This window comes from Pseudomonas sp. TMB3-21, from assembly GCF_054898145.1.
Genome location: NZ_CM142718.1, coordinates 2810870 through 2834227, shown reverse-complemented (window position 1 = coordinate 2834227; position 23358 = coordinate 2810870). Strand labels below are relative to the sequence as shown.

Sequence of the window (23358 nt, the reverse complement as noted above, 5' to 3'; positions counted from 1 at the left end):
CGTTACCTCTTGCGTAATACGTAAACCCGCCACATGGCATAGAGCGGTATAAAGTCCAGTTGTTCCTGAATGCGGAAACCCGCTTGCTCGAATTCTTTTTCGACCGTAGCAGCCGGTAACACAAATCGATTCTGGTAGCCTTCCTGATCACGCTTTTGCTCGGAACGCTTGCGCTTCCAGGCTTTGAAATTGCCATCCACCCAAAGCGACAGGATCACGCTGTCGCGGGTGACACGTTCGAACTCACGCAAGATGGCCAGTCGATGCTGGGCATCACCGACGTGGTGCAACAAACGCATGCAAAAAATGCTGTCGACGGCGTTGTCCGGCAACGCAATCTCGAATGCTGAGGTGTGCAAGGGTTGTACCCGTCTCACCACATCAGCGGGTTGTAGTTGCTGCGCGACCTTCAGCATGGACTCTGAGTTGTCGGCGCCGATAATCACGCGATTGGGCTTTTGCGCGAGCATGGGCCAGAAACGCCCTGCGCCACAGGGCAAGTCCAGCACCAAACCCGGATCGCCAGCCAATGCCAGCGCCTTGCGCGCCAACTGCTCGTCGCGCCTGTGGGACATGCGGCGGCTGAGGCCGTCCTGATGTTTATGGAAATAACTCTTCGCGTGCTTGTCGTCGTATTTGTCGGAAAAATCTAGTTTGATTGGGCCAGCCATCATCAAGGACTCCTGAACTTCTGATGACACCAGCCTAGGGAGCCGGGTGTCGCGGTCAGGTCATGTCTTTGTGAAAAAATCGTCATGTAAAATGTTGAATTATTTCGGGATTTTACAGTTTATGCGATTTTTGCTGGCCGTATTTGCTCACTTCGAGCATCACTCCATCAGGGTCAGGTCCACTTGAAAGCGGCAGCCGTGAGGCTCCATGGTCGTCAGGCTGACAGTCCAGCCCTGGTTCTCACATATCCGCTGGACCAACGACAGCCCCAGACCCAGGCCATCGCCGCGCTTTTCGGCGCCGCGGACAAAGGGTTCGAACATCGCTTCGCGCTTCTCTTCGGGAATACCTACCCCGCTGTCCTCGACGGCGAAACCGCTCGGCGTCAGGGTCAAACGGATGAAGCCCTGCTCGGTGTAGTGCAGCGCGTTACGCAGCAGGTTACCCATCACCGCGTGCAGCAGTGTGGCGTTATAAACCGTATCGGGCGGATGGCCCGGCTCGAAAAGCAGCGTCAGCCCTTTGGCCTCGATCGGCTCGCGCCACAGATTGAGCAGGCTGTCAGCGACCTGACTAAGGTTCTGCTGGGGCGCGACGTTGACGTCTTCACGCTGAGTGCGGGCCAGCATCAAAAAGGTTTGCACCAGTTCACGCATCTCACCGCAGGCGCGAGCGATACGCTCGACCTGGGCCCTGCCCCGTTGGTCGAGGCCAGGGTTCTCCAAAAGCAATTCACAGGAACTGGCCAGCACCATCAGCGGGGTGCGCAGTTCGTGACTGACGTCACTGGTGAACAGGCGCTCACGGGTCAGCGCCTGGCGCAAGCGCCCAAGCGTAGCGTCGAATGCCACGGCGAGCTCGCCCACTTCATCAGCGGCATAGTCCGGTGCCAGCGGTGGCGCGAGCCCCAATAACTGGTCGCGGTGCCGCACCTGGCGGGCCAGTCGAACCACCGGCGCCATTACTTTTCGCGCCAGTATCCAGCCGAGGAACACCGCCAGCGCAAGGCTCAGAACGAAGCCCACCAGCACCACAGCAAACAGGACCCGCTCACGTTCTTCGAAATCACTCTGGTCTTGCAGCAGCACATAACGTCGACCGTCGACGATCTCGACCATGGCGTGATACGACAGCTGCTCACGGAACACTTCGTGAAACCCTGAATCGAGGTGCCGAAGGTCCTTGGGCACATCGAAGTCGCCCGGCCCGCCGCTGAAATAAAACAGTTGGTCCGGCTCGGGACGGTGGCTCCAGTCCGACACGCTGTCCATCAGTAGCAGTCGCTGAAGATCGCCCCCCAGGCCTGCCGAGATCAGTTTTTCTTCCACCAGGTGCACAGTCGCCACGATGCCCATGGCGAAGGCTCCCGCGACCAACGCGCTCATCAGCGCAAAGGCGATGATGATCCGTTGGGCGAGGCTCTGTCTAAACTCCATCTCGACCCTCGGCAAGGCGATAACCCACACCGTGCACAGTCTGCAGCAAGGGTTTGGCGAATGGCTTGTCGATCACCTGGCGCAACTGATGGACGTGGCTGCGCAAGCTGTCGCTGTCCGGGCAATCATCGCCCCACAGCGCCTCCTCAAGAATTTCCCGGCGCAACACATGGGGACTTTTCTGCATCAGCACCGCGAGCAATTTCAAACCCACCGGGTTGAGCTTGAGCAGGCGCCCCTCGCGGGTCACTTCAAGCGTATCTAGGTCGTAACTCAGATCGCCGACTTGCAAGCTGCGCCGACCACCGCCCTGCGCCCGGCGCATGACCGCTTCGATCCGCGCGGCCAGTTCAGACAAGGCGAAAGGCTTGATCAGGTAATCATCGGCGCCAGACTTGAAGCCTTGCAGACGATCATCGAGCTGATCACGAGCGGTCAGCATGATTACCGGCGTGTCGCGGCGAGCATCTTCGCGCAGGCGTTTGCACAAGGTGTAGCCGTCAATCCCGGGCAACATGATGTCGAGAACGATCAGGTCGTAATGTTCGGTGGCGGCCAGGTGCAGGCCCGACAGACCGTCTTGTGCGCAATCCACGGTGTAGCCTTTAAGCCCAAGGTAATCGGCCAGATTGGCCAGAATGTCGCGGTTGTCTTCGACCAACAGAATTCGCATGGGCACCTCCTCCGTACACAGTAACGGCCATCGCGGCCCGCGCAGCTTAAGGCCAAGTTTGACGCAGAGCCAGAACTGCGTGCGGCGCCAGCGCCTGCAATGTGCGATGACCGGCAATAAAAAACCCCGCCTGCTTTCGCAGGCGGGGCCTTTTTACAGGGGTAAGGCTGGCTTACATCATGCCGCCCATGCCGCCCATACCGCCCATGTCTGGCATGCCGCCGCCAGCTGGTGCGTCATCCTTGATCTCGGCGATCATGGCTTCGGTCGTGATCATCAGGCTGGCGATGGAAGCCGCTGCCTGCAGAGCCGAACGAGTCACTTTGGCCGGGTCAAGAATACCCATTTCGATCATGTCGCCGTATTCGCCGGTAGCAGCGTTGTAACCGTAGTTACCCGAACCCTGCTTGACCTTGTCGACAACGACGCTTGGCTCGTCGCCGGAGTTGGCAACGATCTGGCGCAGTGGCGCTTCAACAGCGCGACGCAGCAACTGGATACCAACGTCCTGATCGGCGTTGTCGCCTTTCAGTTCGGAAATAGCCTGCAGAGCGCGAACCAGTGCCACGCCGCCGCCAGGTACCACACCTTCTTCAACGGCTGCACGGGTAGCGTGCAGGGCGTCTTCAACGCGGGCCTTTTTCTCTTTCATTTCAACTTCGGAGCCAGCGCCAACCTTGATCACTGCAACGCCGCCGGACAGTTTGGCCAGACGCTCTTGCAGTTTTTCACGGTCGTAGTCGGACGAAGTGTCAGCCACTTGCTGACGGATCTGCAGAACGCGAGCCTGGATGTCAGTCTCAACGCCGGCACCGTCGATCACGGTGGTGTTTTCTTTCGACAGGATGACGCGCTTGGCATTACCCAGATGTTCCAGGGTAGTGCTTTCCAGGCTCAGACCGATCTCTTCGGAGATGACGGTACCGCCAGTCAGAACAGCGATGTCCTGCAGCATGGCCTTGCGACGGTCGCCGAAGCCTGGAGCCTTGACGGCTGCAACTTTGACGATGCCACGCATGTTGTTGACAACCAGAGTCGCCAGGGCTTCGCCTTCAACGTCTTCAGCAACGATCAGCAGTGGACGGCCGGCTTTGGCAACGGCTTCCAGCACTGGCAACATTTCGCGGATGTTCGAGATCTTTTTGTCGACCAGCAGGATCAGCGGACCGTCCAGCTCGGCAGTCATGGTCTCTGGCTTGTTGACGAAGTACGGGGACAGGTAACCGCGGTCGAACTGCATACCTTCAACAACCGACAGTTCGTTTTCCAGGCCCGAGCCTTCTTCAACGGTGATCACGCCTTCTTTACCGACTTTTTCCATGGCTTCGGCAATGATGTCGCCGATGGAGCTGTCGGAGTTGGCCGAGATGGTGCCGACCTGAGCGATCGCCTTGGTGTCAGCGCAAGGCTTGGACAGGGCTTTCAGCTCTTTGACAATGGCGATGGTCGCTTTGTCGATACCGCGTTTCAGGTCCATCGGGTTCATGCCGGCAGCGACGGCTTTCAGGCCTTCGTTGACGATCGACTGAGCCAGAACGGTAGCGGTGGTGGTGCCGTCGCCTGCGTCATCGTTGGCACGGGAGGCAACGTCTTTGACCAGTTGCGCGCCCATGTTTTCGAAGCGATCTTTCAGCTCGATTTCTTTGGCAACGGACACGCCGTCCTTGGTGATGGTCGGAGCGCCGAAGCTCTTCTCGATGATCACGTTACGGCCTTTCGGGCCCAGGGTCGCTTTTACTGCGTCAGCCAGGACGTTGACACCGGCGAGCATTTTCTTGCGGGCGGAATCGCCGAATTTAACTTCTTTAGCAGCCATGATCGATATTCCTTAAATACTTTGTAGTAACGGGAAAATGAGCGGGGAATCAGCCTTCGACAACAGCGAGGATTTCGCTTTCGCCGATTACCAGCAGGTCTTCGCCATCGACTTTCACTGTGTTGCTGCCGGAGTACGGGCCGAACACAACCTTGTCACCCACTTTCACGGACAGCGCACGCACTTCACCGTTTTCCAGGGTCTTGCCTGGGCCTACGGCGAGGACTTCGCCCTGGTTTGGCTTTTCAGCAGCCGAACCTGGCAGGACGATACCGCCAGCGGTTTTCTTTTCTTCTTCGCTGCGACGGACGACGACGCGGTCATGCAGAGGACGAAGCTTCATTGTCGATCTCTCCTAATTGTGGTTTTCATCGGCCGGTGTATTCCCGGCGGGTTAAACAAATCCGGCGGTGCCGGGTGCGGTTCGTCAAGCGAACCGCGGAAGTCTGTCTGGCGTTGCTCGCCAGAAACCTTGCGGTGACCGTTACATAAGGGCGTACAAGCTGATTACAAGGGCGGGGGGCGAAAATTTTTCATCTTTGAGCCCCCAAAACGGAACACGGCACCCGAAGGCGCCGTGACGTTAAAAGTGTTACTTGGGATCGCGGTGTTCGTACTCGCCTTCGATCACATCGGGCTCGCGGCCCAACGGCTGACGCGGAGCAGGACCGCCGCGGGGCTGAAGATCATCGGCGAACGCACGCTGACGGATCGCGGCCTCTTCGGCACGCCGGCGCATTTTATTGGCCAGCAGACGACGGGAAATCGGCAGCAACATGATCAGGCCCAGCACGTCGGTAACGAAGCCAGGCAGGATCAACAAGCCACCCGCCAGCGCCAGCATCAGACCTTCCAGCATGGTCTGCGCAGGCAACTCGCCGCGGTTGAGACTTTCACGCGCACGCAGCGCGGTGGACAGACCGGCGATACGGAGCACGAAAACGCCGAGCATCGAGCCGAGAATCACCAGCAGCAGGGCCGGGAAAAACCCGATCGCCCCGCTCACCTTGACGAATACGAACAGCTCCAACACCGGGAACAGTACAAAGAGCAATAAAAAAGGGCGCATCAAATGGTTCCTCAACGCAAGAATGCCTTGCCAGTCTTCCCTAGATGACGTCGCCGTTTCGTGAATTCAAGCGTCGGCCACTTCCTTTTTCGGCCAATCTTCGGCGTGAGCCAGAAAAAACAAGGCTTCGCGCACTTGTGTCGGCGTATTACATGGTGCTTGAAACGCTAGCCAGTAAAGGGCCTGACCGATTCGCAGGTGCATGCCTTCGGTGTCGATGCCGGCAAGCTGCGCAGGTTCGGTCGTCGGTAATCCGGCGAGTTCGACGTAGTGCGCAATGGCTTTGGCGTGATCGGCATTCATGTGCTCGACCATGCTGATTTCGGCCTTGCCAGCGAACGGGTTGGCCAGTGTCAGCTGATCGACCCAGTGAATCGCGCCAAACCCGCCGATGTAGCGATGACGAACAGGTTCGAGCACCCAGAAATCGAAGTCGTGCGCCTGATGATAATTCTGCGACTCGGGGAAATAGCGGTAGTAGCGATCGGCCGCAGCGTCGATGGCGTAATTGTCTTCAAGCTTTTGCGCCTTTGCGAGGTAGGTCAGGCGACCGACCGCCTGTACGTCTTCAGCCCCGCGCTCGCCCACGAACAGCGAGCATTTTGGATCTTTCTGCAGGTTGTGGGTGTGCTGGGCAATGCGGCTGATCAGAATCAGCGGGCGCCCCTGCCCATCCAGACAGTACGGAACGACCGAACCAAAAGGAAAACCAGGCATCGCTTTGGAGTGGGTCGATAGCACCCCTCGGTATTCCTTGAGAAGCAATTCTCGGGCATTCTTGGCCGCTTCAACGCTCAATTTATGACTCCTTATATAGAATCCGTCGAAAAAACGGACAGGCGCCAGGGACAAGTTCCGTTGCGCCTTCTGGGCAATCTCTCGTGCAACCAGGCCGCTGCCGGCGCAGATCGAGAGGCTTTCCAATAAGAAGACCACTTCAAAACGGCTACCGGGGCATGCGAATGCAACTCACTGACAAAGTAATCATTATCACCGGCGGTTGCCAGGGTTTAGGCCGTTCGATGGCCGAGTATTTCGCCGGCAAAGGCGCGAGGCTGGCACTTGTCGATCTCAACCAGGAAAAGCTCGACGACGCTGTCGCCGCGTGCAAAGCCAAGGGCGTCGAGGCGCGCGCCTATTTGTGCAACGTTGCCAATGAAGACCAGGTGACGCAAATGGTCACTCAGGTGGCCGAAGATTTCGGCGCGATCCATGGCTTGATCAACAATGCGGGCATCTTGCGCAACGCCCTGCTGTTGAAGGTCAAGGATGGCGAAATGACCAAGATGAGCCTGGCGCAATGGCAAGCGGTCATCGACGTCAACCTGACCGGCGTGTTCCTGTGCACCCGTGAAGTCGCGGCAAAAATGGTCGAGCTAAAAAACAGCGGTGCGATCATCAATATCTCCTCGATTTCGCGCGCCGGCAATGTCGGCCAGACCAACTACTCCGCAGCCAAGGCTGGCGTCGCTGCGGCGACCGTGACCTGGGCCAAGGAACTCGCGCGCTATGGCATCCGCGTCGCGGGCATTGCGCCAGGCTTTATCGAAACAGAGATGACGCTGGGCATGAAGCCGGAAGCGCTGGATAAAATGACCGCCGGAATACCGCTCAAGCGCATGGGCAAGCCCGAGGAAATCGCTCATTCGGCGGCGTACATTTTCGAGAATGACTATTACACCGGGCGGATTCTGGAGATGGACGGCGGGTTACGGATTTAACGCAAGACCACCACTTCACTGTAGCAGCTGCCGAGGCACGAGGCTGCGTTGCGCGTCCGAAGGACCGCCCTGGGGGCCGCTACGCAGCCCAACGCAGCCTCGTGCCTCGGCAGCTGCTACATAATGAAGCAGCGATCCTTTCTGTAAATCAATCGTCGCTGATGGTGATAGTCGGCATCGCCGGCGATGCCGCTTCCTGCAACACAATTCGTGCGCCGACATGCCGCGCGAGTTCCTGGTAAACCATGGCGACAGGGCTGTCCGGTTCGGCGATCACCGTTGGTTTGCCGCCGTCGGCCTGCTCGCGGATGGCCATATCCAGCGGCAACGAGGCCAGCAACTCGACGCCGTACTGGTCGGCCAGCTTCACCCCGCCACCCTCACCGAACAGATGCTCGGCATGCCCGCAATTCGAGCAGATGTGCACGGCCATGTTTTCCACCACGCCCAACACCGGAATGTTGACCTTGCGGAACATCTCCACACCTTTGCGCGCGTCCAGCAATGCGAGGTCTTGCGGGGTAGTGACGATCACCGCGCCGGCCACCGGAACTTTCTGCGCCAGGGTCAGCTGGATGTCGCCGGTGCCTGGCGGCATGTCGATGACCAGATAATCCAGATCGCCCCACGCGGTCTGCGTGACCAACTGCAACAGCGCGCCCGAAACCATCGGCCCACGCCAGACCATCGGGGTGTTGTCATCGGTCAGAAACGCCATCGACATCACTTCGACGCCGTGGGACACGATCGGCACGAACCACTTCTGCTCCTTGACCTGCGGGCGGGTGCCTTCGGGAATGCCGAACATGATGCCTTGGCTCGGACCGTAAATGTCCGCGTCGAGAATCCCGACTCTGGCGCCTTCACGGGCAAGTGCGAGTGCCAGGTTTGCGGCGGTGGTCGATTTGCCTACGCCGCCCTTGCCCGAGGCCACGGCCACGACGTTCTTGACGTTGGCCAGGCCTGGAATCTGCGCCTGAGCCTTGTGCGCAGCGATCACACTGGTGATGTCGACGCGAGCACTGGTGACGCCGTCAAGACCTTCGATGGCCATTTGCAGCAGTTGCGCCCAGCCGTTCCTGAACAGGTTGGCGGCGTAACCCAGCTCGATCTGGACGCTCACGCGATCGCCCTGGATATCGATGTTGCGCACGCACCCGGCGCTGACCGGATCCAGGTTCAGATAAGGGTCGGTGTATTGGCGAAGGACGGTTTCCACCGTTGCGCGATTGACGGCGCTCATGGGCAACTCCGGTTACAAGACTGGAAAATCAGGCGGGTATCGTACCTTTTCTAAAGTCTGGACGGCATGCTTTCAGAATGTGTCTTCAATCCAGGGCTGACCTCAAAACTTGTAGCAGCTGGCGCAGCCTGCGTCCGGCTGCGCAGCAGTCGTAAATCCAGGCTACTCGGTTTACCTGCAACACGAAGGTGTCCGGTTTAACGACTGCTTCGCAGCCGGACGCAGGCTTCGCCTGCTGCTACAGGGCCGTGGATGCCGGAGGCGGGGGTGAAAAATATGCGCCGGCGCTTTATAGTGGCCGACCTCCGTTTCATCAAGTAGCCGAGCCCCATGTCCGAGCCACGCAAGATCCTCGTCACCAGCGCCCTGCCCTATGCCAATGGTTCGATCCATCTTGGCCACATGCTGGAATATATCCAGACCGATATGTGGGTGCGCTTCCAGAAGCACCGCGGCAACCAATGCATTTATGTCTGCGCCGACGACGCCCACGGTTCGGCCATCATGCTGCGCGCGGAAAAGGAAGGCATCACGCCGGAACAACTGATCGCCAACGTCCAGGCTGAACACAGCGCCGACTTTGCCGATTTCCTGGTCGATTTCGACAACTTCCACTCCACTCACGCCGAAGAAAACCGTGAGCTGTCGAGCCAGATCTACCTGAAGCTGCGCGACGCCGGGCACATCGCCACGCGTTCGATCACTCAGTATTTCGACCCGGAAAAGAAAATGTTCCTGGCCGACCGCTTCATCAAGGGTACCTGCCCGAAATGCGGCACCGAAGACCAGTACGGCGACAACTGCGAAAAATGCGGCGCAACCTACGCGCCGACCGACCTGAAAGATCCGAAATCGGCCATCTCCGGTGCCACCCCGGTGCTCAAGGATTCCCAGCATTTCTTCTTCAAACTGCCGGACTTCCAGGACATGCTGCAAGCCTGGACCCGCAGCGGCACGTTGCATGAAGCCGTGGCCAACAAGCTCGCCGAATGGCTGGATGCCGGCCTGCAACAGTGGGACATCTCCCGCGATGCGCCGTACTTCGGTTTCGAAATTCCCGACGAGCCGGGCAAATACTTCTACGTTTGGCTGGATGCGCCAATCGGTTACATGGCCAGTTTCAAGAATCTCTGCGACCGCACGCCTGAGCTGGATTTCGACGCGTTCTGGAACAAGGATTCAACCGCCGAGCTGTACCACTTCATCGGCAAGGACATCGTCAACTTCCACGCCCTGTTCTGGCCAGCGATGCTGGAGGGAGCGGGTTTCCGCAAGCCGACCGGCATCAACGTGCACGGCTACCTGACCGTCAACGGCCAGAAAATGTCGAAATCCCGCGGCACCTTCGTCAAGGCCCGGACCTATCTGGATCACCTCTCGCCTGAGTACCTGCGCTACTACTACGCGGCCAAGCTGGGCCGAGGCGTCGACGACCTCGACCTGAACCTCGAAGATTTCGTGCAGAAGGTCAACTCCGACCTGGTTGGCAAAGTCGTCAACATTGCCAGCCGTTGCGCCGGTTTTATCCACAAAGGCAACGCTGGCGTGCTGGTGGCCGGCAACGCCGCGCCGGAACTGACCGATGCATTCCTGGCGGCCGCGCCGAGCATCGCTGAAGCGTATGAAGCCCGCGACTTCGCCCGTGCCATGCGCGAGATCATGGGTCTGGCCGACCGCGCCAACGCGTGGATTGCCGACAAGGCCCCCTGGTCGCTGAATAAGCAGGAAGGCAAGCAGGATGAAGTCCAGGCCATCTGCGCACTGGGCATCAACCTGTTCCGCCAGTTGGTGATCTTCCTCAAACCGGTGCTGCCATTGCTGGCCGCCGACGCCGAGGCATTCCTGAACGTCGCGCCGTTGACCTGGAACGACCACGCGACGTTGCTCACCAACCATCAGCTCAACGAATTCAAACCGTTGATGACCCGCATCGACCCCTTGAAAGTACAAGCCATGACAGACGCCTCGAAAGAAGACCTGACCGCCAGCCAGACCGACACCGGCAGCGCTGCACCGGCCGGCAACGGCGAACTGGCCAAGGACCCGTTGTCGCCGGAAATCGATTTTGATGCGTTTGCCGCGGTGGACCTGCGTGTCGCGCTGATCCTCAAGGCCGAAGCCGTGGAAGGCGCAGACAAGCTGTTGCGTTTGACCCTGGACATCGGTGATGAGCAACGCAATGTGTTCTCCGGTATCAAGAGCGCGTACCCGGACCCGTCCAAGCTCGATGGCCGGCTGACCATGATGATTGCCAACCTCAAGCCACGGAAAATGAAGTTCGGTATTTCCGAAGGCATGGTGATGGCGGCCGGCCCTGGCGGTGAAGAAATCTACCTGCTCAGCCCTGACAGCGGCGCCAAGCCGGGTCAGCGTATCAAGTAAGGTTCTGCGCGAAACCGATCCCACAGTCGTGCCCGATGCGACTGTGGGATTTTTCATATCTGGCCCAGAATATCTCTCAAGAAAGGCCTTATTGTGTAGGAGCTGCTGAAGGCTGCGATCTTTTGATCTTAACCAGCAAGATCAAAAGATCGCCGCCCTCGGCGGCTCCTGCGGAATCATTCGCGACCAGCAATAATGTGTGCATACGGACGATCATGACCGAACTGCTTCTGACGCTCATCAGCGCTGCCCTGATCAACAACTTCGTGTTGCACTGGCCGCTGGGCGTTGATCCGCTGCTGGCTGCCGAACGCCGTCAGGTTCACGCATTGGGCCTTGCGACAACGTGTCTGATGCTGATTGTCGGCATGCTTGGCTACGGGCTCTACCACGGCGCGCTCGTTCCGCTGGAACTGGCGTCCCTCAAGCTTTCCGTGTTGTTGCCGCTGAGTGTGCTGCTGATCACACCCTTGCTGAAATTGCTTGCCCGAGTGTCTTCGGCCTTGCCGTTCGAGGGACTCTGGCCGCTGCTGCTGGGCAATGCCGGCGTACTCGGGCTGACACTGTTCAACGCTCAGGAGGACAAGGGAATTCTCTACGCCACCGCGTTGAGCCTTGGCGCCGGCCTGGGTTTCTGGCTGATACTGGTTCTGTTCGGCGACTTGCGCCAGCGCACACTCGACAACGATGTCCCCCTGCCTTTTCGTGGCTTGCCGATCGACCTGATCGGCGCCGGATTGATCGCAGTGGCTTTTCTCGGATTCAGCGGGCTGATCAAAACATGAGTCTGATTCAACGCATCGATGCATTGCTGCCGCAGACCCAATGCGGCAAGTGCGGGCATCCCGGGTGCAGGCCCTACGCCGAAGGCATCGCCAATGGTGAACCGATCAACAAGTGTCCGCCCGGCGGTCGCGAAACCCTCTCCGCGCTGGCTGAGCTATTGAAAGTGCCGGTGATTGAACTGGACGTCAGTCGTGGTTCGGCCCCGGCACAACTGGCCTACATTCGCGAAGCCGAGTGTATCGGTTGCACCAAATGCATCCAGGCCTGCCCGGTGGATGCCATCGTCGGCGCGGCGAAACTCATGCACACAGTGCTCGTTGATGAATGCACCGGTTGTGATCTGTGCGTGGCGCCCTGCCCGGTCGATTGCATCGAGATGCGACCGTTGCAACCGGCGACAGTGGTGCCGATTGTCGGCGGTCTGGCGTTCAATCTCGAAGAACAGCAGGCCCGTGCTGCCAAACGTAATCATGCGCGGCGGCGTTTCGAGCAGCGCAACGCCCGACTCCAGCGTGAAGAGCAGCAGCGACTGGCCGAGCGCCAGGCCCGTGCGCAACGCGCTGCGCATCAGCCCGGAGAGGCAACGGCAGATCCCGTGCATGCTGCTCTCGAAAGGGTGAACGCGCTAAAGGTTGCCAATGCCGATGCTGCGCTGAAGAAAGCCAAGATTGAAGTGGCGATGAGCCGCGCCCAGCTGAACAAATCGCTGAAGGCTTTCGGGCACCCACCGACCTTCGAACAGCAATCGCAATTGATCGTGCTGCAGCAGCAATTCGAGGCGGCGCAAGGTGTGCTGGCGGATCTGGAAAGCACTGCGCCGCCAGTACCTGCCCCTGCAGTCCCGACGCAAAGTGCCGAGCTGAAACGGGCGAAGATTCAGTTGGCCATGCGCCGCGCCGAACTCAATAAAGCGCACATCGCCGGTGCGTCGGCTGAACACGTCGCTTCACTGGAAAAAGCAGTGAACGAGGCGCAACGTCAGGTCGACGCCTATGTCGCGCCTTGAGTCGCCAGACCAACGCCTTCAACACGCCATGAAGCGGGTCCTGCTAGCGGCGATACCCGGACTGCTTACACTGTTCTGGTTTTATGGCTGGGGGGTGTTGATCAACCTCTTGCTGGCCGTAATCTCATCGCTGGCGATTGAAGCGCTTGCGCTGAAACTGCGTAAACGTCCATTCAAGCCAAGCCTGATGGACGGCAGTGCTTTGGTCAGTGCAGTGTTGTTGGCGATCGCATTGCCCGCCTATTGCCCGTGGTGGTTGACGGTCAGCTCGGGGGTATCGGCCATGCTGTTGGGCAAGCACCTTTACGGCGGGGTTGGCAGCAATCCATTCAATCCGGCCATGCTGGGTTACGCGCTGGTGCTGGTGTCGTTTCCGCAACAGATGACTCAATGGCCGGCCAGTCATGGCATGGACCTGCTCGGTGGTCTGCAGCATATTTTCGGATTCAACACCGGGGCACCGGATGCCTGGGCTCAGGCCACGGCGCTGGACAGTCTGCGCATCAATAAAAGCCTGACGATGGATGAATTGTTTTCGACCAATCCGGCATTCGGCTCCTTCGGCGGGCGCGGCATGGAGTGGGTCAATCTGGCCTTTCTGGCGGGCGGCGCGTTCCTCCTGCAGCAACGAGTTTTCACCTGGCATGCACCGGTCGGCATGCTCGCCGGCCTGTTCATCATCAGCCTGCTGTGCTGGAACGGATCAGGCTCGGATTCGCACGGCTCGCCTCTGTTTCATTTGCTCACAGGCGCAACCATGGCTGGCGCCTTTTTCATTGTCACGGAACCGGTGTCCGGCGCCAAAAGCCCAGGCGCACGACTGATGTTCGGCGTCGGTGTGGGCCTGCTCACTTATGTGATTCGCACATGGGGCGGCTATCCGGACGGCCTGGCATTTGCGGTCTTGTTGATGAATCTGGGCGTACCGGCGCTGGAGCGGATGGTCGCCTCCAGAGCGCAGCGAGTGGCACCATGAAGCGCACATCGAGTGTGATCATTCTGCTGTTGCTGGCAGTGACGGGAATGGGCGCGACTTATCTCATTGATTACAGCAGCGCGCCGCACATTGCCGCCGAACAACGTCTGATCGACAGTCGAACTATGCTGGACCTGTTACCACCGGACAGTTACGACAACGATCCGCTGCAACAGCCGCTGCAACTGGACAGCAGCGCTCTGACCCACAGCACATTGCTGGCTGGGTACCTGGCTACTCAGGGCGGCCAGCCCAGCGTCGTGCTGCTAAAAACCAAGACTATCGGCTACGCAGGCGCCATCGTCCTGATGATCGCGATCGACACTCACGGGAAGCTCTTGGGAGTGAAAACGCTCGCGCAATCGGAAACGCAGGGGCTTGGCGCGCGGATTGCCGATTGGCCTAATGCCTGGCTTCAAGGGTTCGCGGGCAAATCTAGTAATGAGACGGTCGACAATGCCTGGGCGTTGAAAAAAGATCAGGGGCAATTTGATCAGATTGTCGGCGCGACCATCACTTCACGGGCAGTGATCAACGCGGTTCATGACGCGTTGCGATACTTCGACGCGCATTCACGGAAGCTGACCGGGATCAGCCCCCCATGAATAAGCCTTCGACGCTGCAGAATTGCCTGATGCTGACGCCTCTTGCAGGCGCAACTGGCTCCTTCGCCAGCGCATTGGGTGTCTGGCTGATGTTCATCGTCGTGGTGGGCACCTATGGAGCGAGCATGACGCTGTTGCGCGCCCGGCTGGTGCCAGCGGCCCGCCTGTTGGCGAGTATTCTTGTGGCAGCAACCCTGACCAGTTGTGCGGAACTTGCCGCGCAAGCCTGGTCGCTGCAATGGCATCAGCCAATGGGCATTTATGCCGGACTGATCGCGTTGCAATGCGTTGTTTTGGAACACACCGGATTTTTCCACAATGCCGCGCGCGATCGCCTGCGATTGTGTCTGCAGTTTGGCGCGTTGATGCTGAGTCTGGGGGCGTTGCGAACGCTCCTCGACGGCAGTGAGTGGCGTCTGGCGACGTTGGCGCCTGGCGGGTTCATCCTGCTCGGCCTGCTGCTGGCCGCCTGGCAGGCTTGGCCGCGCAGAACGTCCCGGCATTAAACATATTCGAGGAAACTGATCGCCCATGAACGCAGCAAAACGTCAGGAAATATTCCGCAGGTTGCATGAAGACAACCCGGAACCGAAAACCGAACTGGCGTATTCCTCGCCCTTCGAATTGCTGATCGCTGTCATCCTGTCGGCGCAGTCGACAGACGTCGGCGTCAACAAAGCCACCGCCAGACTGTATCCGGTGGCCAATACACCGCAAGCCATTTACGCGTTAGGGGTCGAGGGTTTATCGGAATACATCAAGACAATTGGCCTGTTCAACAGCAAGGCCAGGAATGTGATCGAAACCTGTCGCCTGTTGGTGGAGCGTCACGCAGGCGAGGTGCCACAAACCCGTGAAGAGCTGGAAGCACTACCCGGTGTCGGCCGCAAAACCGCAAACGTCGTACTCAACACCGCTTTCCGCCAGCTGACCATGGCCGTAGACACTCATATCTTCAGGGTGAGCAACCGCACCGGCATTGCCCCCGGCAAGAACGTGGTCGAAGTTGAACATAAACTGATGAAGTTTGTGCCCAAACAGTACCTGCTCGACGCCCATCATTGGCTGATCCTTCACGGACGCTACGTGTGCCTCGCTCGCAAGCCTCGCTGTGGCAGTTGCCGGATTGAAGACCTGTGCGAATACAAGTACAAAACCTCAGACGATTGAGACACCGCCCGTTTTTGCGTCTGGTCGATTGAAAAAATCTTTTGTACCCGCCGGAAGATTGTCGATATAAGGAGCGCCAAGGCCGCCTTAGCCTGGAGTAGTCCTATGAGCACTGGCAAAGAGCAATTGGATGTTGAAGATGACTTCACAGCGATTGAAGTGAACGATGCGGAACCTGTGGTGGAAGTGACGAAGACCAATCTGAGCAAACGCCGCACCATTGATAACCTGCTGGAGGAACGTCGGTTGCAGAAGCAATTGGCCGATTACGATTTTGACTTGTAATACCTGAAGGCCTCCCGCAATGGAGGCTTTTTGCTTGATACGAACGTTGCGAGAATCCGAGCTGCCCTCTCTGACCCGAGCGAGCTACACCAGCCCATTACGTTGGGCCAATTCGATCAGATCAACCAGCGATCGTGCATTCAGTTTAAGTAACAGTCGGGTCTTGTAGGTACTTACGGTTTTGTTACTGAGAAACATGCCATCAGCGATCTCCTTGTTAGTCTTGCCTCGCGCCAACTGTTGCAACACCATCATCTCCCGCCCCGAGAGGCGATCCACCATATCCGCTTCGCTGGCATTTCCCAAACTGGAACGCACGGTATGCAAGGCTTGATTCGGAAAATAACTGTAACCTGAAAGAACCGCTTTTATTGCACTGAGCAGCTCGGTGAGATCTTGTTGTTTACATACATATCCAGCAGCACCGGACTGCATGCAGCGCATTGAAAAATGCCCAGGCGCCTGAGAAGTCAATATCAGCACTTTCATCGGCATGGCCGCCGATGACAGGCGCGCTATGACTTCAAGCCCGTCGAGTTTGGGTATCCCGATATCCAGTATGACAATATCTGGCATATGTTCCCGGGCAAGTTGCAGTGCGTCGATGCCATTATCTGTTTCTGCAATGACTTCGTAGCCATGACGCTCCATCAGCATTCGTACCGCAAGACGAATGACAGGGTGATCATCCACGATCAGCACTCTATTCATGGGAAAGTCCAATTTTCGCTGTTCGAATTTTTAGAGCCCGCACAATAGCCTAGTCGTTTGATCCATGGCATGCCGCCTCCCCCAGTCACCCACAACGAAAGACATTTCCTACAAACAACTCAGAAGCCTCCTACAAAAATTCAATAATACCCCGACTCGAAAATCACAGCGATTACATTATGTTTCGAATGTCGCGGAATTTCTGTATCAAATTATAAGAGTAAAAGAAAATAACAATATTTGGTAATAATCTGCAGGCAGCGCGAGCAGAAAGCGCTATCTTCAACCTGCGACACCCTTATTAATTCTTGATCGCAGCACCCTGAGGCTCCGGCATTTAGTAGCAAATGACAAATTTGTGTCGCGAATACCGAAAGCAGTTAATATAACAATTCAAACCCACACCCCAATCAATTAACCCTCTGAGAAAACAGCACTATTATGAGTATAAGATATGATGAAATTCAAAAGAACGATTACCAACCCCATGACAGTCATCGCGATATTCGCAACACTGTCTGAAACTTCCGCAGCGATCTCGTTACCGTTTCTGGATAACGAGGAAAGACAGACTTATATATGGTTTTTGATAAGCTTCCCTTTTTACCTGATATTTTTGTTTTTCATTACACTCAACTTTAATTATCGCTCGCTTTATGCCCCCTCCGATTTTGAGAAGGGAAAGCACTTTATTAGAGTTATGGACAACGACCGTTTTGAACACGGAAGTTCGAAAACATTCACCGGTCAACAGCGTCATCAGCGACAAGATATCATTGAGGATCCACCGGAGCCGCACGGCGTGCGAAATTATCCATGCACCCGGCAACTGGTTCGGCTCCCCGTCCCCTTCAAGGATCTGCACATCATCGATACACGAGGAAAGAACAGGAAGATCGATTTACGCGATCTTTGTGCAGAACATCAGCGAGAAAAGAGTGAGACGGCACGAGTTATAGTATTCCTCACAGCTCGTGACCCGGAAAAATTACTGAAGTCATGTGTGCCCGAGTTTACTGAAAATGCGAGGAGACGATGCAGTTCGGTATTTTGTGTCGCATACAACGTGATTTCACATGAAATGAAGGTGATGGCTGGAGCCTGGCCATCCGCAACGGAGGAACCGGCGCCGGCTCAGCAAGAATGATGAGTTGGAAAAGCAGTCGAAAACAGACTAAAAAACAACAAGAATGAATAATTGCAATGTCAGAACCATCATCCCTATTCTCAAATATGTGGCCGGGTCAGAGACCAGGCCACATATTCCGTCACACCATCAGACGCGTCAGAACAGCTTCCTGCCCTTGTTCGCAGCAATGCGCATGCGCAAGGCGTTGAGCTTGATAAAGCCCGCAGCGTCAGCTTGATTGTAAGCGCCACCGTCTTCTTCGAAGGTCGCGATGTTGGCATCGAACAGCGACTCATCAGACTTGCGGCCAGTGACGATCACATTGCCTTTGTACAACTTCAGGCGCACAACGCCATTCACGTGTGCCTGGGAAGCATCAATCATCTGCTGCAGCATCAGGCGCTCAGGGCTCCACCAGTAGCCGGTGTAGATCAGGCTGGCGTATTTCGGCATCAGCTCGTCTTTGAGGTGAGCCACTTCGCGGTCCAGCGTGATCGATTCGATCGCACGGTGAGCGCGCAGCATGATGGTGCCGCCCGGGGTTTCGTAGCAACCACGGGATTTCATGCCCACGTAACGGTTTTCCACGATGTCGAGACGGCCGATACCGTGTTCGCCGCCGATACGGTTCAGGGTCGCAAGCACAGTGGCCGGGGTCATTTCGACGCCGTCCAGCGCCACGATGTCGCCGTTGCGGTAGGTCAGCTCAAGATACTGCGCCTGGTCAGGAGCGTTCTCCGGGGAGACGGTCCATTTCCACATGTCCTCTTCGTGCTCTGTCCACGTATCTTCCAGCACGCCGCCTTCATAGGAGATATGCAGCAAGTTCGCGTCCATCGAATAGGGCGATTTTTTCTTGCCGTGGCGCTCGATCGGGATTGCGTGCTTTTCAGCGTAATCCATCAGCTTTTCACGGGACAACAGGTCCCATTCACGCCACGGTGCGATCACTTTCACCCCTGGCTTCAAGGCGTAGGCGCCCAGTTCGAAACGTACCTGGTCGTTACCTTTGCCAGTCGCACCATGAGAAATGGCGTCAGCGCCGGTTTCGTTGGCGATTTCGATCAGGCGTTTGGCGATCAACGGACGAGCGATGGAGGTACCCAGCAGGTACTCGCCTTCATAGACAGTGTTGGCGCGGAACATCGGGAAAACGAAATCGCGGACGAATTCTTCGCGCAAGTCGTCGATGTAGATTTCTTTGACGCCCATGGCCTGAGCCTTGGCGCGGGCCGGTTCGACCTCTTCGCCCTGCCCGAGATCAGCGGTGAAGGTCACCACTTCACAGTTATAAGTATCCTGCAGCCACTTGAGGATCACCGAAGTGTCCAGGCCGCCGGAATACGCCAGAACGACCTTGTTTACGTCCGCCATGCCATTACTCCACGGGGTTCTACGGAAAGCCGTCAAGTCTACCGGTCATGCAGAATAATTTACAGAGGCGCGACAGCTTATGACGACGAAGCGACAGAATGTGTCAATCGCGCGACGATGACCGGCTGGTCAGGAATTCTTCGCGGTGCTCGCCGATGCGGTGGTTTGCGGCGCCGCAGGTTCGGCAGGAGCAACCCGCGCCAGGTGCACGTTGACCCGGCGGTTTTTGGCCCGGTTGGCGGAATTGGTGTTAGGCACCAGCGGATATCGCTCCCCGTGGAAACGCACAGTTATCTGTGATTCCTGAATGCCGTTGGCCTTGAAAAAGTCCACAACCGCCAGCGCGCGCCGCCGCGACAGGTCGCGATTAGTCAGGCGATTGCCACTGTTGTCGGAGTGACCGTCGAGCTCGACGTGGTTGACTGTCGGATCAGCCTTCATGAACTCCAGCATCACTTGCAACTGCGCCTTGGCCTGAGCGTCAAGGTCATTACCCTCGCCGGGAAAACCAATTTGCGCCTGTTTGACCTGCTCGAAGTTCTTCGGCAGCAATTTCGCCACGCAACTCTGGTAATCGTTGAACGCCTTGTTGAACTTGACCGGCAACAGGCGCACTTCCGACACCCGGCCGTCGCCAGACGCACGCCGGATGACCGGGCTACGTCCGTCCATCAAACCGTTGATCAAACGCCCCGCCTGGACCTGCGACGTGTTGAACAGCACATTACCGCTGCCAATGTGCACGGAACCGAGATTGATGTCGCCACGTCCTGGTTGCCAAGGCGCTGCCGCCGCCAACAAGGTTGCCGAACCACCGCCCATTACTGCGTTGTAGGCTTTTAAACGAAACGTCGCCTGCTCGCCGGCACGGCGCACGAACTCGCCCGAACCGAAATCAGTAATCGGTTGCGTGAGGCGGCATTCGAACTTGTCCCCTTCGACCGTCCACTCAATGCTCTCCAGACGCGTCTGGAAAGTGAGCGCCATCGCGGGAAGGCTGGCAAACACACTGAGCAAGGCTAAATAACGCTGGCGCACGGGAGGCTCCACTGGCTTCTACAACAAAAAGACCGATACAGATGTTTACGGCATACCTGTTGGATATCGGAAGCTTCCTGCAAAACTTGATAGCGAGTGCCTGCAAGAGTCTTTTCCGGTAGCATTCCCCTCAGTTTGACCCGCCTGGAATCCCCTCATGTCCGACCGCCTGACCCTGCTGCGTCCCGACGACTGGCACATTCATCTTCGCGATGGTGCCGTGTTGACCAATACCGTTGCGGATGTTGCGCGCACTTTTGGCCGCGCCATCATCATGCCCAACCTGGTCCCTCCGGTGCGCAACGCCGCTGAAGCCGACGGCTATCGCCAGCGGATTCTCGCTGCACGTCCGGCCGGCAGCCGTTTCGAACCGCTGATGGTCCTGTACCTCACCGACCGTACCCAGCCCGAAGAAATTCGTGAAGCCAAGGCCAGCGGTTTCGTGCACGCCGCCAAGTTGTATCCGGCTGGCGCGACCACCAACTCGGACTCTGGCGTCACCAGCATCGACAAGATCTTCCCTGCGATCGAGGCCATGGCCGAAGTCGGCATGCCGTTGCTGATCCACGGCGAAGTCACCCGTAGCGATGTCGATGTGTTCGATCGCGAAAAGATTTTCATCGATGAGCACATGCGCCGTGTGGTTGAGCGTTTCCCGACGCTTAAAGTGGTGTTTGAACACATCACCACCGCCGATGCCGTGCAGTTCGTCAATGAGGCGCCGGCCAACGTTGGCGCGACCATCACCGCGCATCACTTGCTGTACAACCGCAACCACATGCTGGCGGGCGGGATTAGGCCGCACTTTTATTGCTTGCCGATTCTCAAGCGCAACACACATCAGGAAGCCCTGCTCGATGCCGCCACCAGTGGCAGCGAGAAGTTTTTCCTCGGCACCGATTCGGCTCCCCACGCTCAGCACGCCAAAGAAGCGGCTTGCGGCTGTGCCGGGTGCTACACCGCCTATGCAGCAATCGAGATGTATGCCGAGGCGTTCGAACAGCGTAATTCGCTCGACAAACTGGAAGCTTTCGCCAGCCTCAACGGCCCGCGTTTCTACGGTTTGCCGGTGAACACCGATCGCATCACCCTGGTCCGCGAAGAGTGGACCGCCCCTACCAGCCTGCCATTTGGCGAGCTGACCGTCATCCCGCTGCGCGCCGGTGAAAAACTGCGCTGGCGCCTGCTGGAGGAACACGCGTGAGTGAAGACCATTTCGACGACGAACAGGACGGTCAAGGCGGCGGAGGTGGTTCACGCCACCCGATGGCCGAGCGTTTCCGCGGGTACCTGCCAGTCGTTGTCGACGTTGAAACCGGCGGTTTCAACTCTGCCACTGACGCTCTGCTGGAAATCGCCGCGACCACGATCGGTATGGACGAGAAAGGATTTGTATATCCCGATCACACCTACTTCTTTCGCGTAGAACCGTTCGAAGGCGCCAACATCGAAGCGGCTGCCCTTGAGTTCACCGGGATCAAGCTAGATCATCCGCTGCGCATGGCAGTGAGTGAAGAAGCGGCACTGACCGACATTTTCCGCGGCATTCGCAAGGCGTTGAAAGCCAACGGCTGCAAGCGAGCGATTCTGGTCGGTCACAACGCCAGCTTCGACCTGGGCTTCCTCAACGCAGCGGTCGCTCGCCTGGACATGAAGCGCAACCCGTTTCATCCATTTTCCAGCTTCGACACTGCAACCCTTGCCGGCCTGGCTTACGGCCAGACCGTATTGGCCAAGGCCTGCCAGGCAGCGGACATCGACTTCGACGGCCGTGAGGCTCACTCCGCTCGCTATGACACCGAGAAGACGGCCGAGCTGTTCTGCGGCATCGTCAATCGCTGGAAGCAAATGGGCGGCTGGGAAGACTTTAACGACTGAGGTGCGGCAAGGGCGAGCTTGCTCGCGCTTGCCGGGTCGAATCCCGCGCACAAAAAACCGGCCGTGATGGCCGGTTTTTTTATGCCTCGAACGCGCCTTACAAGGCAGCAGCGTTTTCGGTCAGGTAAGCAGCAACGCCTTCGGTCGAAGCGGTCATGCCTTTGTCGCCTTTTTTCCAGTTGGCAGGGCAGACTTCGCCGTGCTCTTCGTGGAACTGCAGAGCGTCGACCAGACGGATCAGCTCTTCCATGTTACGGCCCAGCGGCAGGTCGTTGATGATCTGCGAACGAACAACGCCTTTGTCATCGATCAGGAACGCGCCACGGAAAGCCACGCCGCCTTCGGATTCAACATCGTAGGCCTTGGCAATTTCGTGCTTCATGTCGGCAGCCATGGTGTAGCGAACCTGGCCGATACCGCCATTGTTCACCGGAGTGTTACGCCAGGCGTTGTGAGTGAAGTGCGAGTCGATGGACACAGCGATCACTTCAACGTTGCGTGCCTTGAAGTCAAACATGCGGTTGTCCAGAGCGATCAGCTCGGACGGGCACACGAAGGTGAAGTCCAACGGGTAGAAGAACACCAGGCCGTATTTGCCTTTGATGGCCGACGACAGGGTGAAGCTGTCGACGATTTCGCCATTGCCGAGTACGGCCGGTACGGTGAAGTCAGGTGCTTGCTTGCCTACGAGTACGCTCATTGAATATCTCCTGGTGTAGAAACGTGAAGTTCCGGGTTTGTGCCAGCCTGCCACCCTCAGGCGACAGCCCTGTGACACCCACCCGCTTCATAAGGACCGGCCATCATACACTGCGTTTTTGAGCTGTCCTCAACGGATTGTCAGATCAGAGGCGGATTAAAGGACGGTGTTCATCAGAACAAACCGTTCGTCAGTGGCTGGCGCATATAACGCGAAGCTTTCAGAAACCACTTTGACAATCATTCTCGTTAACATTAAGATCCATCGCAATTGAGTCACAACCAGCGACGGTTCTCACTTATGTATGTCTGCCTCTGCACTGGCGTCACCGACGGTCAAATCCGCGATGCAATCTATGAAGGTTGCTGCAGCTACAAGGAAGTCCGTCAGGCTACCGGCGTAGCCAGTCAATGCGGTAAATGCGCCTGCCTGGCCAAGGAAGTGGTGCGTGAAACCCTGACCAAAGTGCAGACTGCCCAGGCGGCGATTCCTTTTCCGGTAGAATTTACTGCCGCGTAAATCCCCTGTTTTGCAGAACCGGACTTGATGTCCGGTTTTTTTATGTCCGCAAATCAATCGCTTACGCACTAGACGCGGAACACAAACATTCTTATTCCGATTAATTTTCACTTAACTTTCAACAACTTAGGTTTGACACTCTGAAGTACGCGGCTCAAACTCGGCCTTA

At 57.5% G+C, this 23358-nt stretch carries 25 protein-coding genes; 13 read left to right on the top strand and 12 right to left on the bottom strand.

The window, feature by feature from the left end; all coding sequences use genetic code 11:
* Nucleotides 1-2: 2 nt before the first annotated feature.
* The 7 genes from ACYZTS_RS13125 to ACYZTS_RS13095 form a co-directional block, all read right to left on the bottom strand.
* Entirely contained in the window at nucleotides 3-671 is a 669-nt protein-coding gene (locus tag ACYZTS_RS13125) for a class I SAM-dependent methyltransferase (RefSeq protein ID WP_028622849.1), read from the bottom strand.
* 159 nt (nucleotides 672-830) lie between these two features.
* Nucleotides 831-2108, bottom strand: coding sequence for a sensor histidine kinase (locus tag ACYZTS_RS13120; protein ID WP_028622850.1), 1278 nt, complete (start codon nucleotides 2106-2108; stop codon nucleotides 831-833).
* Nucleotides 2098-2781, bottom strand: a complete 684-nt coding sequence (colR, locus tag ACYZTS_RS13115; RefSeq protein WP_028622851.1) for a two-component system response regulator ColR — start codon at nucleotides 2779-2781, stop codon at nucleotides 2098-2100. Before colR ends, ACYZTS_RS13120 begins: the two co-directional genes overlap by 11 nt.
* 172 nt (nucleotides 2782-2953) lie before the next feature.
* Nucleotides 2954-4597: a chaperonin GroEL gene (gene groL, locus ACYZTS_RS13110; protein ID WP_028622852.1), complete on the bottom strand. Its 1644-nt coding sequence runs from the start codon at nucleotides 4595-4597 to the stop codon at nucleotides 2954-2956.
* Nucleotides 4598-4646: 49 nt separating this feature from the next.
* Nucleotides 4647-4940, bottom strand: a complete 294-nt coding sequence (locus ACYZTS_RS13105; RefSeq protein WP_028622853.1) for a co-chaperone GroES — start codon at nucleotides 4938-4940, stop codon at nucleotides 4647-4649.
* Between the two features lie 249 nt (nucleotides 4941-5189).
* Nucleotides 5190-5666 carry an FxsA family protein gene (locus tag ACYZTS_RS13100; RefSeq protein WP_028622854.1) on the bottom strand — a complete coding sequence of 159 codons (477 nt, stop codon included), beginning with the start codon at nucleotides 5664-5666 and terminating at the stop codon, nucleotides 5190-5192.
* Between the two features lie 66 nt (nucleotides 5667-5732).
* Nucleotides 5733-6464, bottom strand: coding sequence for a HugZ family pyridoxamine 5'-phosphate oxidase (locus tag ACYZTS_RS13095; protein ID WP_461996310.1), 732 nt, complete (start codon nucleotides 6462-6464; stop codon nucleotides 5733-5735).
* A gap of 164 nt (nucleotides 6465-6628) precedes the next feature.
* Here ACYZTS_RS13095 and ACYZTS_RS13090 point away from each other — a divergent pair, with 164 nt between their 5' ends.
* Nucleotides 6629-7387, top strand: coding sequence for an SDR family oxidoreductase (locus ACYZTS_RS13090; RefSeq protein WP_461996308.1), 759 nt, complete (start codon nucleotides 6629-6631; stop codon nucleotides 7385-7387).
* Between the two features lie 148 nt (nucleotides 7388-7535).
* On the opposite strand, the gene apbC is transcribed toward ACYZTS_RS13090, so the two are convergent.
* Nucleotides 7536-8630, bottom strand: a complete 1095-nt coding sequence (gene apbC / locus ACYZTS_RS13085) for an iron-sulfur cluster carrier protein ApbC (RefSeq protein ID WP_461996307.1) — start codon at nucleotides 8628-8630, stop codon at nucleotides 7536-7538.
* A gap of 330 nt (nucleotides 8631-8960) precedes the next feature.
* Here apbC and metG point away from each other — a divergent pair, with 330 nt between their 5' ends.
* From metG to ACYZTS_RS13045, 8 genes are all read left to right on the top strand, one after another.
* Nucleotides 8961-11012: a methionine--tRNA ligase gene (metG, locus tag ACYZTS_RS13080; protein WP_461996305.1), complete on the top strand. Its 2052-nt coding sequence runs from the start codon at nucleotides 8961-8963 to the stop codon at nucleotides 11010-11012.
* Between the two features lie 215 nt (nucleotides 11013-11227).
* The gene (locus ACYZTS_RS13075) at nucleotides 11228-11797 is read left to right on the top strand and encodes an Rnf-Nqr domain containing protein (RefSeq protein ID WP_461996303.1); all 570 of its coding nucleotides are present in this window, start codon (nucleotides 11228-11230) and stop codon (nucleotides 11795-11797) included.
* Nucleotides 11794-12804, top strand: a complete 1011-nt coding sequence (rsxB, locus tag ACYZTS_RS13070; RefSeq protein ID WP_028624292.1) for an electron transport complex subunit RsxB — start codon at nucleotides 11794-11796, stop codon at nucleotides 12802-12804. Before ACYZTS_RS13075 ends, rsxB begins: the two co-directional genes overlap by 4 nt.
* Complete coding sequence (locus ACYZTS_RS13065; protein ID WP_461996302.1) at nucleotides 12791-13780, top strand: RnfABCDGE type electron transport complex subunit D; 990 nt, start codon at nucleotides 12791-12793, stop codon at nucleotides 13778-13780. Before rsxB ends, ACYZTS_RS13065 begins: the two co-directional genes overlap by 14 nt.
* Nucleotides 13777-14385, top strand: coding sequence for an RnfABCDGE type electron transport complex subunit G (locus tag ACYZTS_RS13060; protein WP_461996301.1), 609 nt, complete (start codon nucleotides 13777-13779; stop codon nucleotides 14383-14385). Before ACYZTS_RS13065 ends, ACYZTS_RS13060 begins: the two co-directional genes overlap by 4 nt.
* Nucleotides 14382-14891 (top strand): Rnf-Nqr domain containing protein, encoded by a 510-nt coding sequence (locus ACYZTS_RS13055; RefSeq protein WP_461996299.1) that lies wholly within the window; start codon nucleotides 14382-14384, stop codon nucleotides 14889-14891. The genes ACYZTS_RS13060 and ACYZTS_RS13055 overlap by 4 nt, the downstream gene beginning before the upstream one ends.
* 25 nt (nucleotides 14892-14916) lie before the next feature.
* Complete coding sequence (nth, locus tag ACYZTS_RS13050) at nucleotides 14917-15555, top strand: endonuclease III (RefSeq protein ID WP_461996297.1); 639 nt, start codon at nucleotides 14917-14919, stop codon at nucleotides 15553-15555.
* Nucleotides 15556-15660: 105 nt separating this feature from the next.
* Entirely contained in the window at nucleotides 15661-15840 is a 180-nt protein-coding gene (locus ACYZTS_RS13045; RefSeq protein ID WP_028624297.1) for a PA3496 family putative envelope integrity protein, read from the top strand.
* Between the two features lie 84 nt (nucleotides 15841-15924).
* Here the strand turns inward: ACYZTS_RS13045 and ACYZTS_RS13040 are convergent, their stop codons facing one another.
* A complete protein-coding gene (locus ACYZTS_RS13040; protein ID WP_028624298.1) occupies nucleotides 15925-16551 on the bottom strand; it encodes a response regulator transcription factor in 627 nt (208 codons plus the stop codon).
* 454 nt (nucleotides 16552-17005) lie between these two features.
* Here ACYZTS_RS13040 and ACYZTS_RS13035 point away from each other — a divergent pair, with 454 nt between their 5' ends.
* Nucleotides 17006-17698: a hypothetical protein gene (locus ACYZTS_RS13035; protein WP_461996294.1), complete on the top strand. Its 693-nt coding sequence runs from the start codon at nucleotides 17006-17008 to the stop codon at nucleotides 17696-17698.
* Nucleotides 17699-17836: 138 nt separating this feature from the next.
* On the opposite strand, the gene ACYZTS_RS13030 is transcribed toward ACYZTS_RS13035, so the two are convergent.
* Nucleotides 17837-19054, bottom strand: coding sequence for an argininosuccinate synthase (locus tag ACYZTS_RS13030; RefSeq protein ID WP_028624300.1), 1218 nt, complete (start codon nucleotides 19052-19054; stop codon nucleotides 17837-17839).
* Nucleotides 19055-19183: 129 nt separating this feature from the next.
* Nucleotides 19184-20092: a flagellar protein MotY gene (locus tag ACYZTS_RS13025; RefSeq protein ID WP_461996292.1), complete on the bottom strand. Its 909-nt coding sequence runs from the start codon at nucleotides 20090-20092 to the stop codon at nucleotides 19184-19186.
* Between the two features lie 157 nt (nucleotides 20093-20249).
* Here ACYZTS_RS13025 and pyrC point away from each other — a divergent pair, with 157 nt between their 5' ends.
* Nucleotides 20250-21296, top strand: coding sequence for a dihydroorotase (gene pyrC / locus ACYZTS_RS13020; RefSeq protein WP_461996290.1), 1047 nt, complete (start codon nucleotides 20250-20252; stop codon nucleotides 21294-21296).
* Nucleotides 21293-21970: a ribonuclease T gene (rnt, locus tag ACYZTS_RS13015; protein WP_461996288.1), complete on the top strand. Its 678-nt coding sequence runs from the start codon at nucleotides 21293-21295 to the stop codon at nucleotides 21968-21970. The genes pyrC and rnt overlap by 4 nt, the downstream gene beginning before the upstream one ends.
* Before the next feature lie 97 nt (nucleotides 21971-22067).
* On the opposite strand, the gene ACYZTS_RS13010 is transcribed toward rnt, so the two are convergent.
* Nucleotides 22068-22670 (bottom strand): peroxiredoxin, encoded by a 603-nt coding sequence (locus ACYZTS_RS13010; RefSeq protein ID WP_028624304.1) that lies wholly within the window; start codon nucleotides 22668-22670, stop codon nucleotides 22068-22070.
* Between the two features lie 300 nt (nucleotides 22671-22970).
* Between ACYZTS_RS13010 and ACYZTS_RS13005 the strand changes: the two genes are divergently transcribed.
* A complete protein-coding gene (locus tag ACYZTS_RS13005; protein ID WP_028624305.1) occupies nucleotides 22971-23189 on the top strand; it encodes a bacterioferritin-associated ferredoxin in 219 nt (72 codons plus the stop codon).
* Nucleotides 23190-23358 lie beyond the last annotated feature (169 nt).

What these genes read in the sequence shown, in the direction of transcription:
- ACYZTS_RS13125 (WP_028622849.1), bottom strand. Translation starts at nt 671, where the DNA reads ATGGCTGGCCCAATCAAACTAGATTTTTCCGACAAATACGACGACAAG.
- ACYZTS_RS13120 (WP_028622850.1), bottom strand. Translation starts at nt 2,108, where the DNA reads ATGGAGTTTAGACAGAGCCTCGCCCAACGGATCATCATCGCCTTTGCG.
- colR (WP_028622851.1), bottom strand. Translation starts at nt 2,781, where the DNA reads ATGCGAATTCTGTTGGTCGAAGACAACCGCGACATTCTGGCCAATCTG.
- groL (WP_028622852.1), bottom strand. Translation starts at nt 4,597, where the DNA reads ATGGCTGCTAAAGAAGTTAAATTCGGCGATTCCGCCCGCAAGAAAATG.
- ACYZTS_RS13105 (WP_028622853.1), bottom strand. Translation starts at nt 4,940, where the DNA reads ATGAAGCTTCGTCCTCTGCATGACCGCGTCGTCGTCCGTCGCAGCGAA.
- ACYZTS_RS13100 (WP_028622854.1), bottom strand. Translation starts at nt 5,666, where the DNA reads ATGCGCCCTTTTTTATTGCTCTTTGTACTGTTCCCGGTGTTGGAGCTG.
- ACYZTS_RS13090 (WP_461996308.1), top strand. Translation starts at nt 6,629, where the DNA reads ATGCAACTCACTGACAAAGTAATCATTATCACCGGCGGTTGCCAGGGT.
- apbC (WP_461996307.1), bottom strand. Translation starts at nt 8,630, where the DNA reads ATGAGCGCCGTCAATCGCGCAACGGTGGAAACCGTCCTTCGCCAATAC.
- metG (WP_461996305.1), top strand. Translation starts at nt 8,961, where the DNA reads ATGTCCGAGCCACGCAAGATCCTCGTCACCAGCGCCCTGCCCTATGCC.
- ACYZTS_RS13075 (WP_461996303.1), top strand. Translation starts at nt 11,228, where the DNA reads ATGACCGAACTGCTTCTGACGCTCATCAGCGCTGCCCTGATCAACAAC.
- rsxB (WP_028624292.1), top strand. Translation starts at nt 11,794, where the DNA reads ATGAGTCTGATTCAACGCATCGATGCATTGCTGCCGCAGACCCAATGC.
- ACYZTS_RS13065 (WP_461996302.1), top strand. Translation starts at nt 12,791, where the DNA reads ATGTCGCGCCTTGAGTCGCCAGACCAACGCCTTCAACACGCCATGAAG.
- ACYZTS_RS13060 (WP_461996301.1), top strand. Translation starts at nt 13,777, where the DNA reads ATGAAGCGCACATCGAGTGTGATCATTCTGCTGTTGCTGGCAGTGACG.
- ACYZTS_RS13055 (WP_461996299.1), top strand. Translation starts at nt 14,382, where the DNA reads ATGAATAAGCCTTCGACGCTGCAGAATTGCCTGATGCTGACGCCTCTT.
- nth (WP_461996297.1), top strand. Translation starts at nt 14,917, where the DNA reads ATGAACGCAGCAAAACGTCAGGAAATATTCCGCAGGTTGCATGAAGAC.
- ACYZTS_RS13045 (WP_028624297.1), top strand. Translation starts at nt 15,661, where the DNA reads ATGAGCACTGGCAAAGAGCAATTGGATGTTGAAGATGACTTCACAGCG.
- ACYZTS_RS13040 (WP_028624298.1), bottom strand. Translation starts at nt 16,551, where the DNA reads ATGAATAGAGTGCTGATCGTGGATGATCACCCTGTCATTCGTCTTGCG.
- ACYZTS_RS13035 (WP_461996294.1), top strand. Translation starts at nt 17,006, where the DNA reads ATGATGAAATTCAAAAGAACGATTACCAACCCCATGACAGTCATCGCG.
- ACYZTS_RS13030 (WP_028624300.1), bottom strand. Translation starts at nt 19,054, where the DNA reads ATGGCGGACGTAAACAAGGTCGTTCTGGCGTATTCCGGCGGCCTGGAC.
- pyrC (WP_461996290.1), top strand. Translation starts at nt 20,250, where the DNA reads ATGTCCGACCGCCTGACCCTGCTGCGTCCCGACGACTGGCACATTCAT.
- ACYZTS_RS13010 (WP_028624304.1), bottom strand. Translation starts at nt 22,670, where the DNA reads ATGAGCGTACTCGTAGGCAAGCAAGCACCTGACTTCACCGTACCGGCC.
- ACYZTS_RS13005 (WP_028624305.1), top strand. Translation starts at nt 22,971, where the DNA reads ATGTATGTCTGCCTCTGCACTGGCGTCACCGACGGTCAAATCCGCGAT.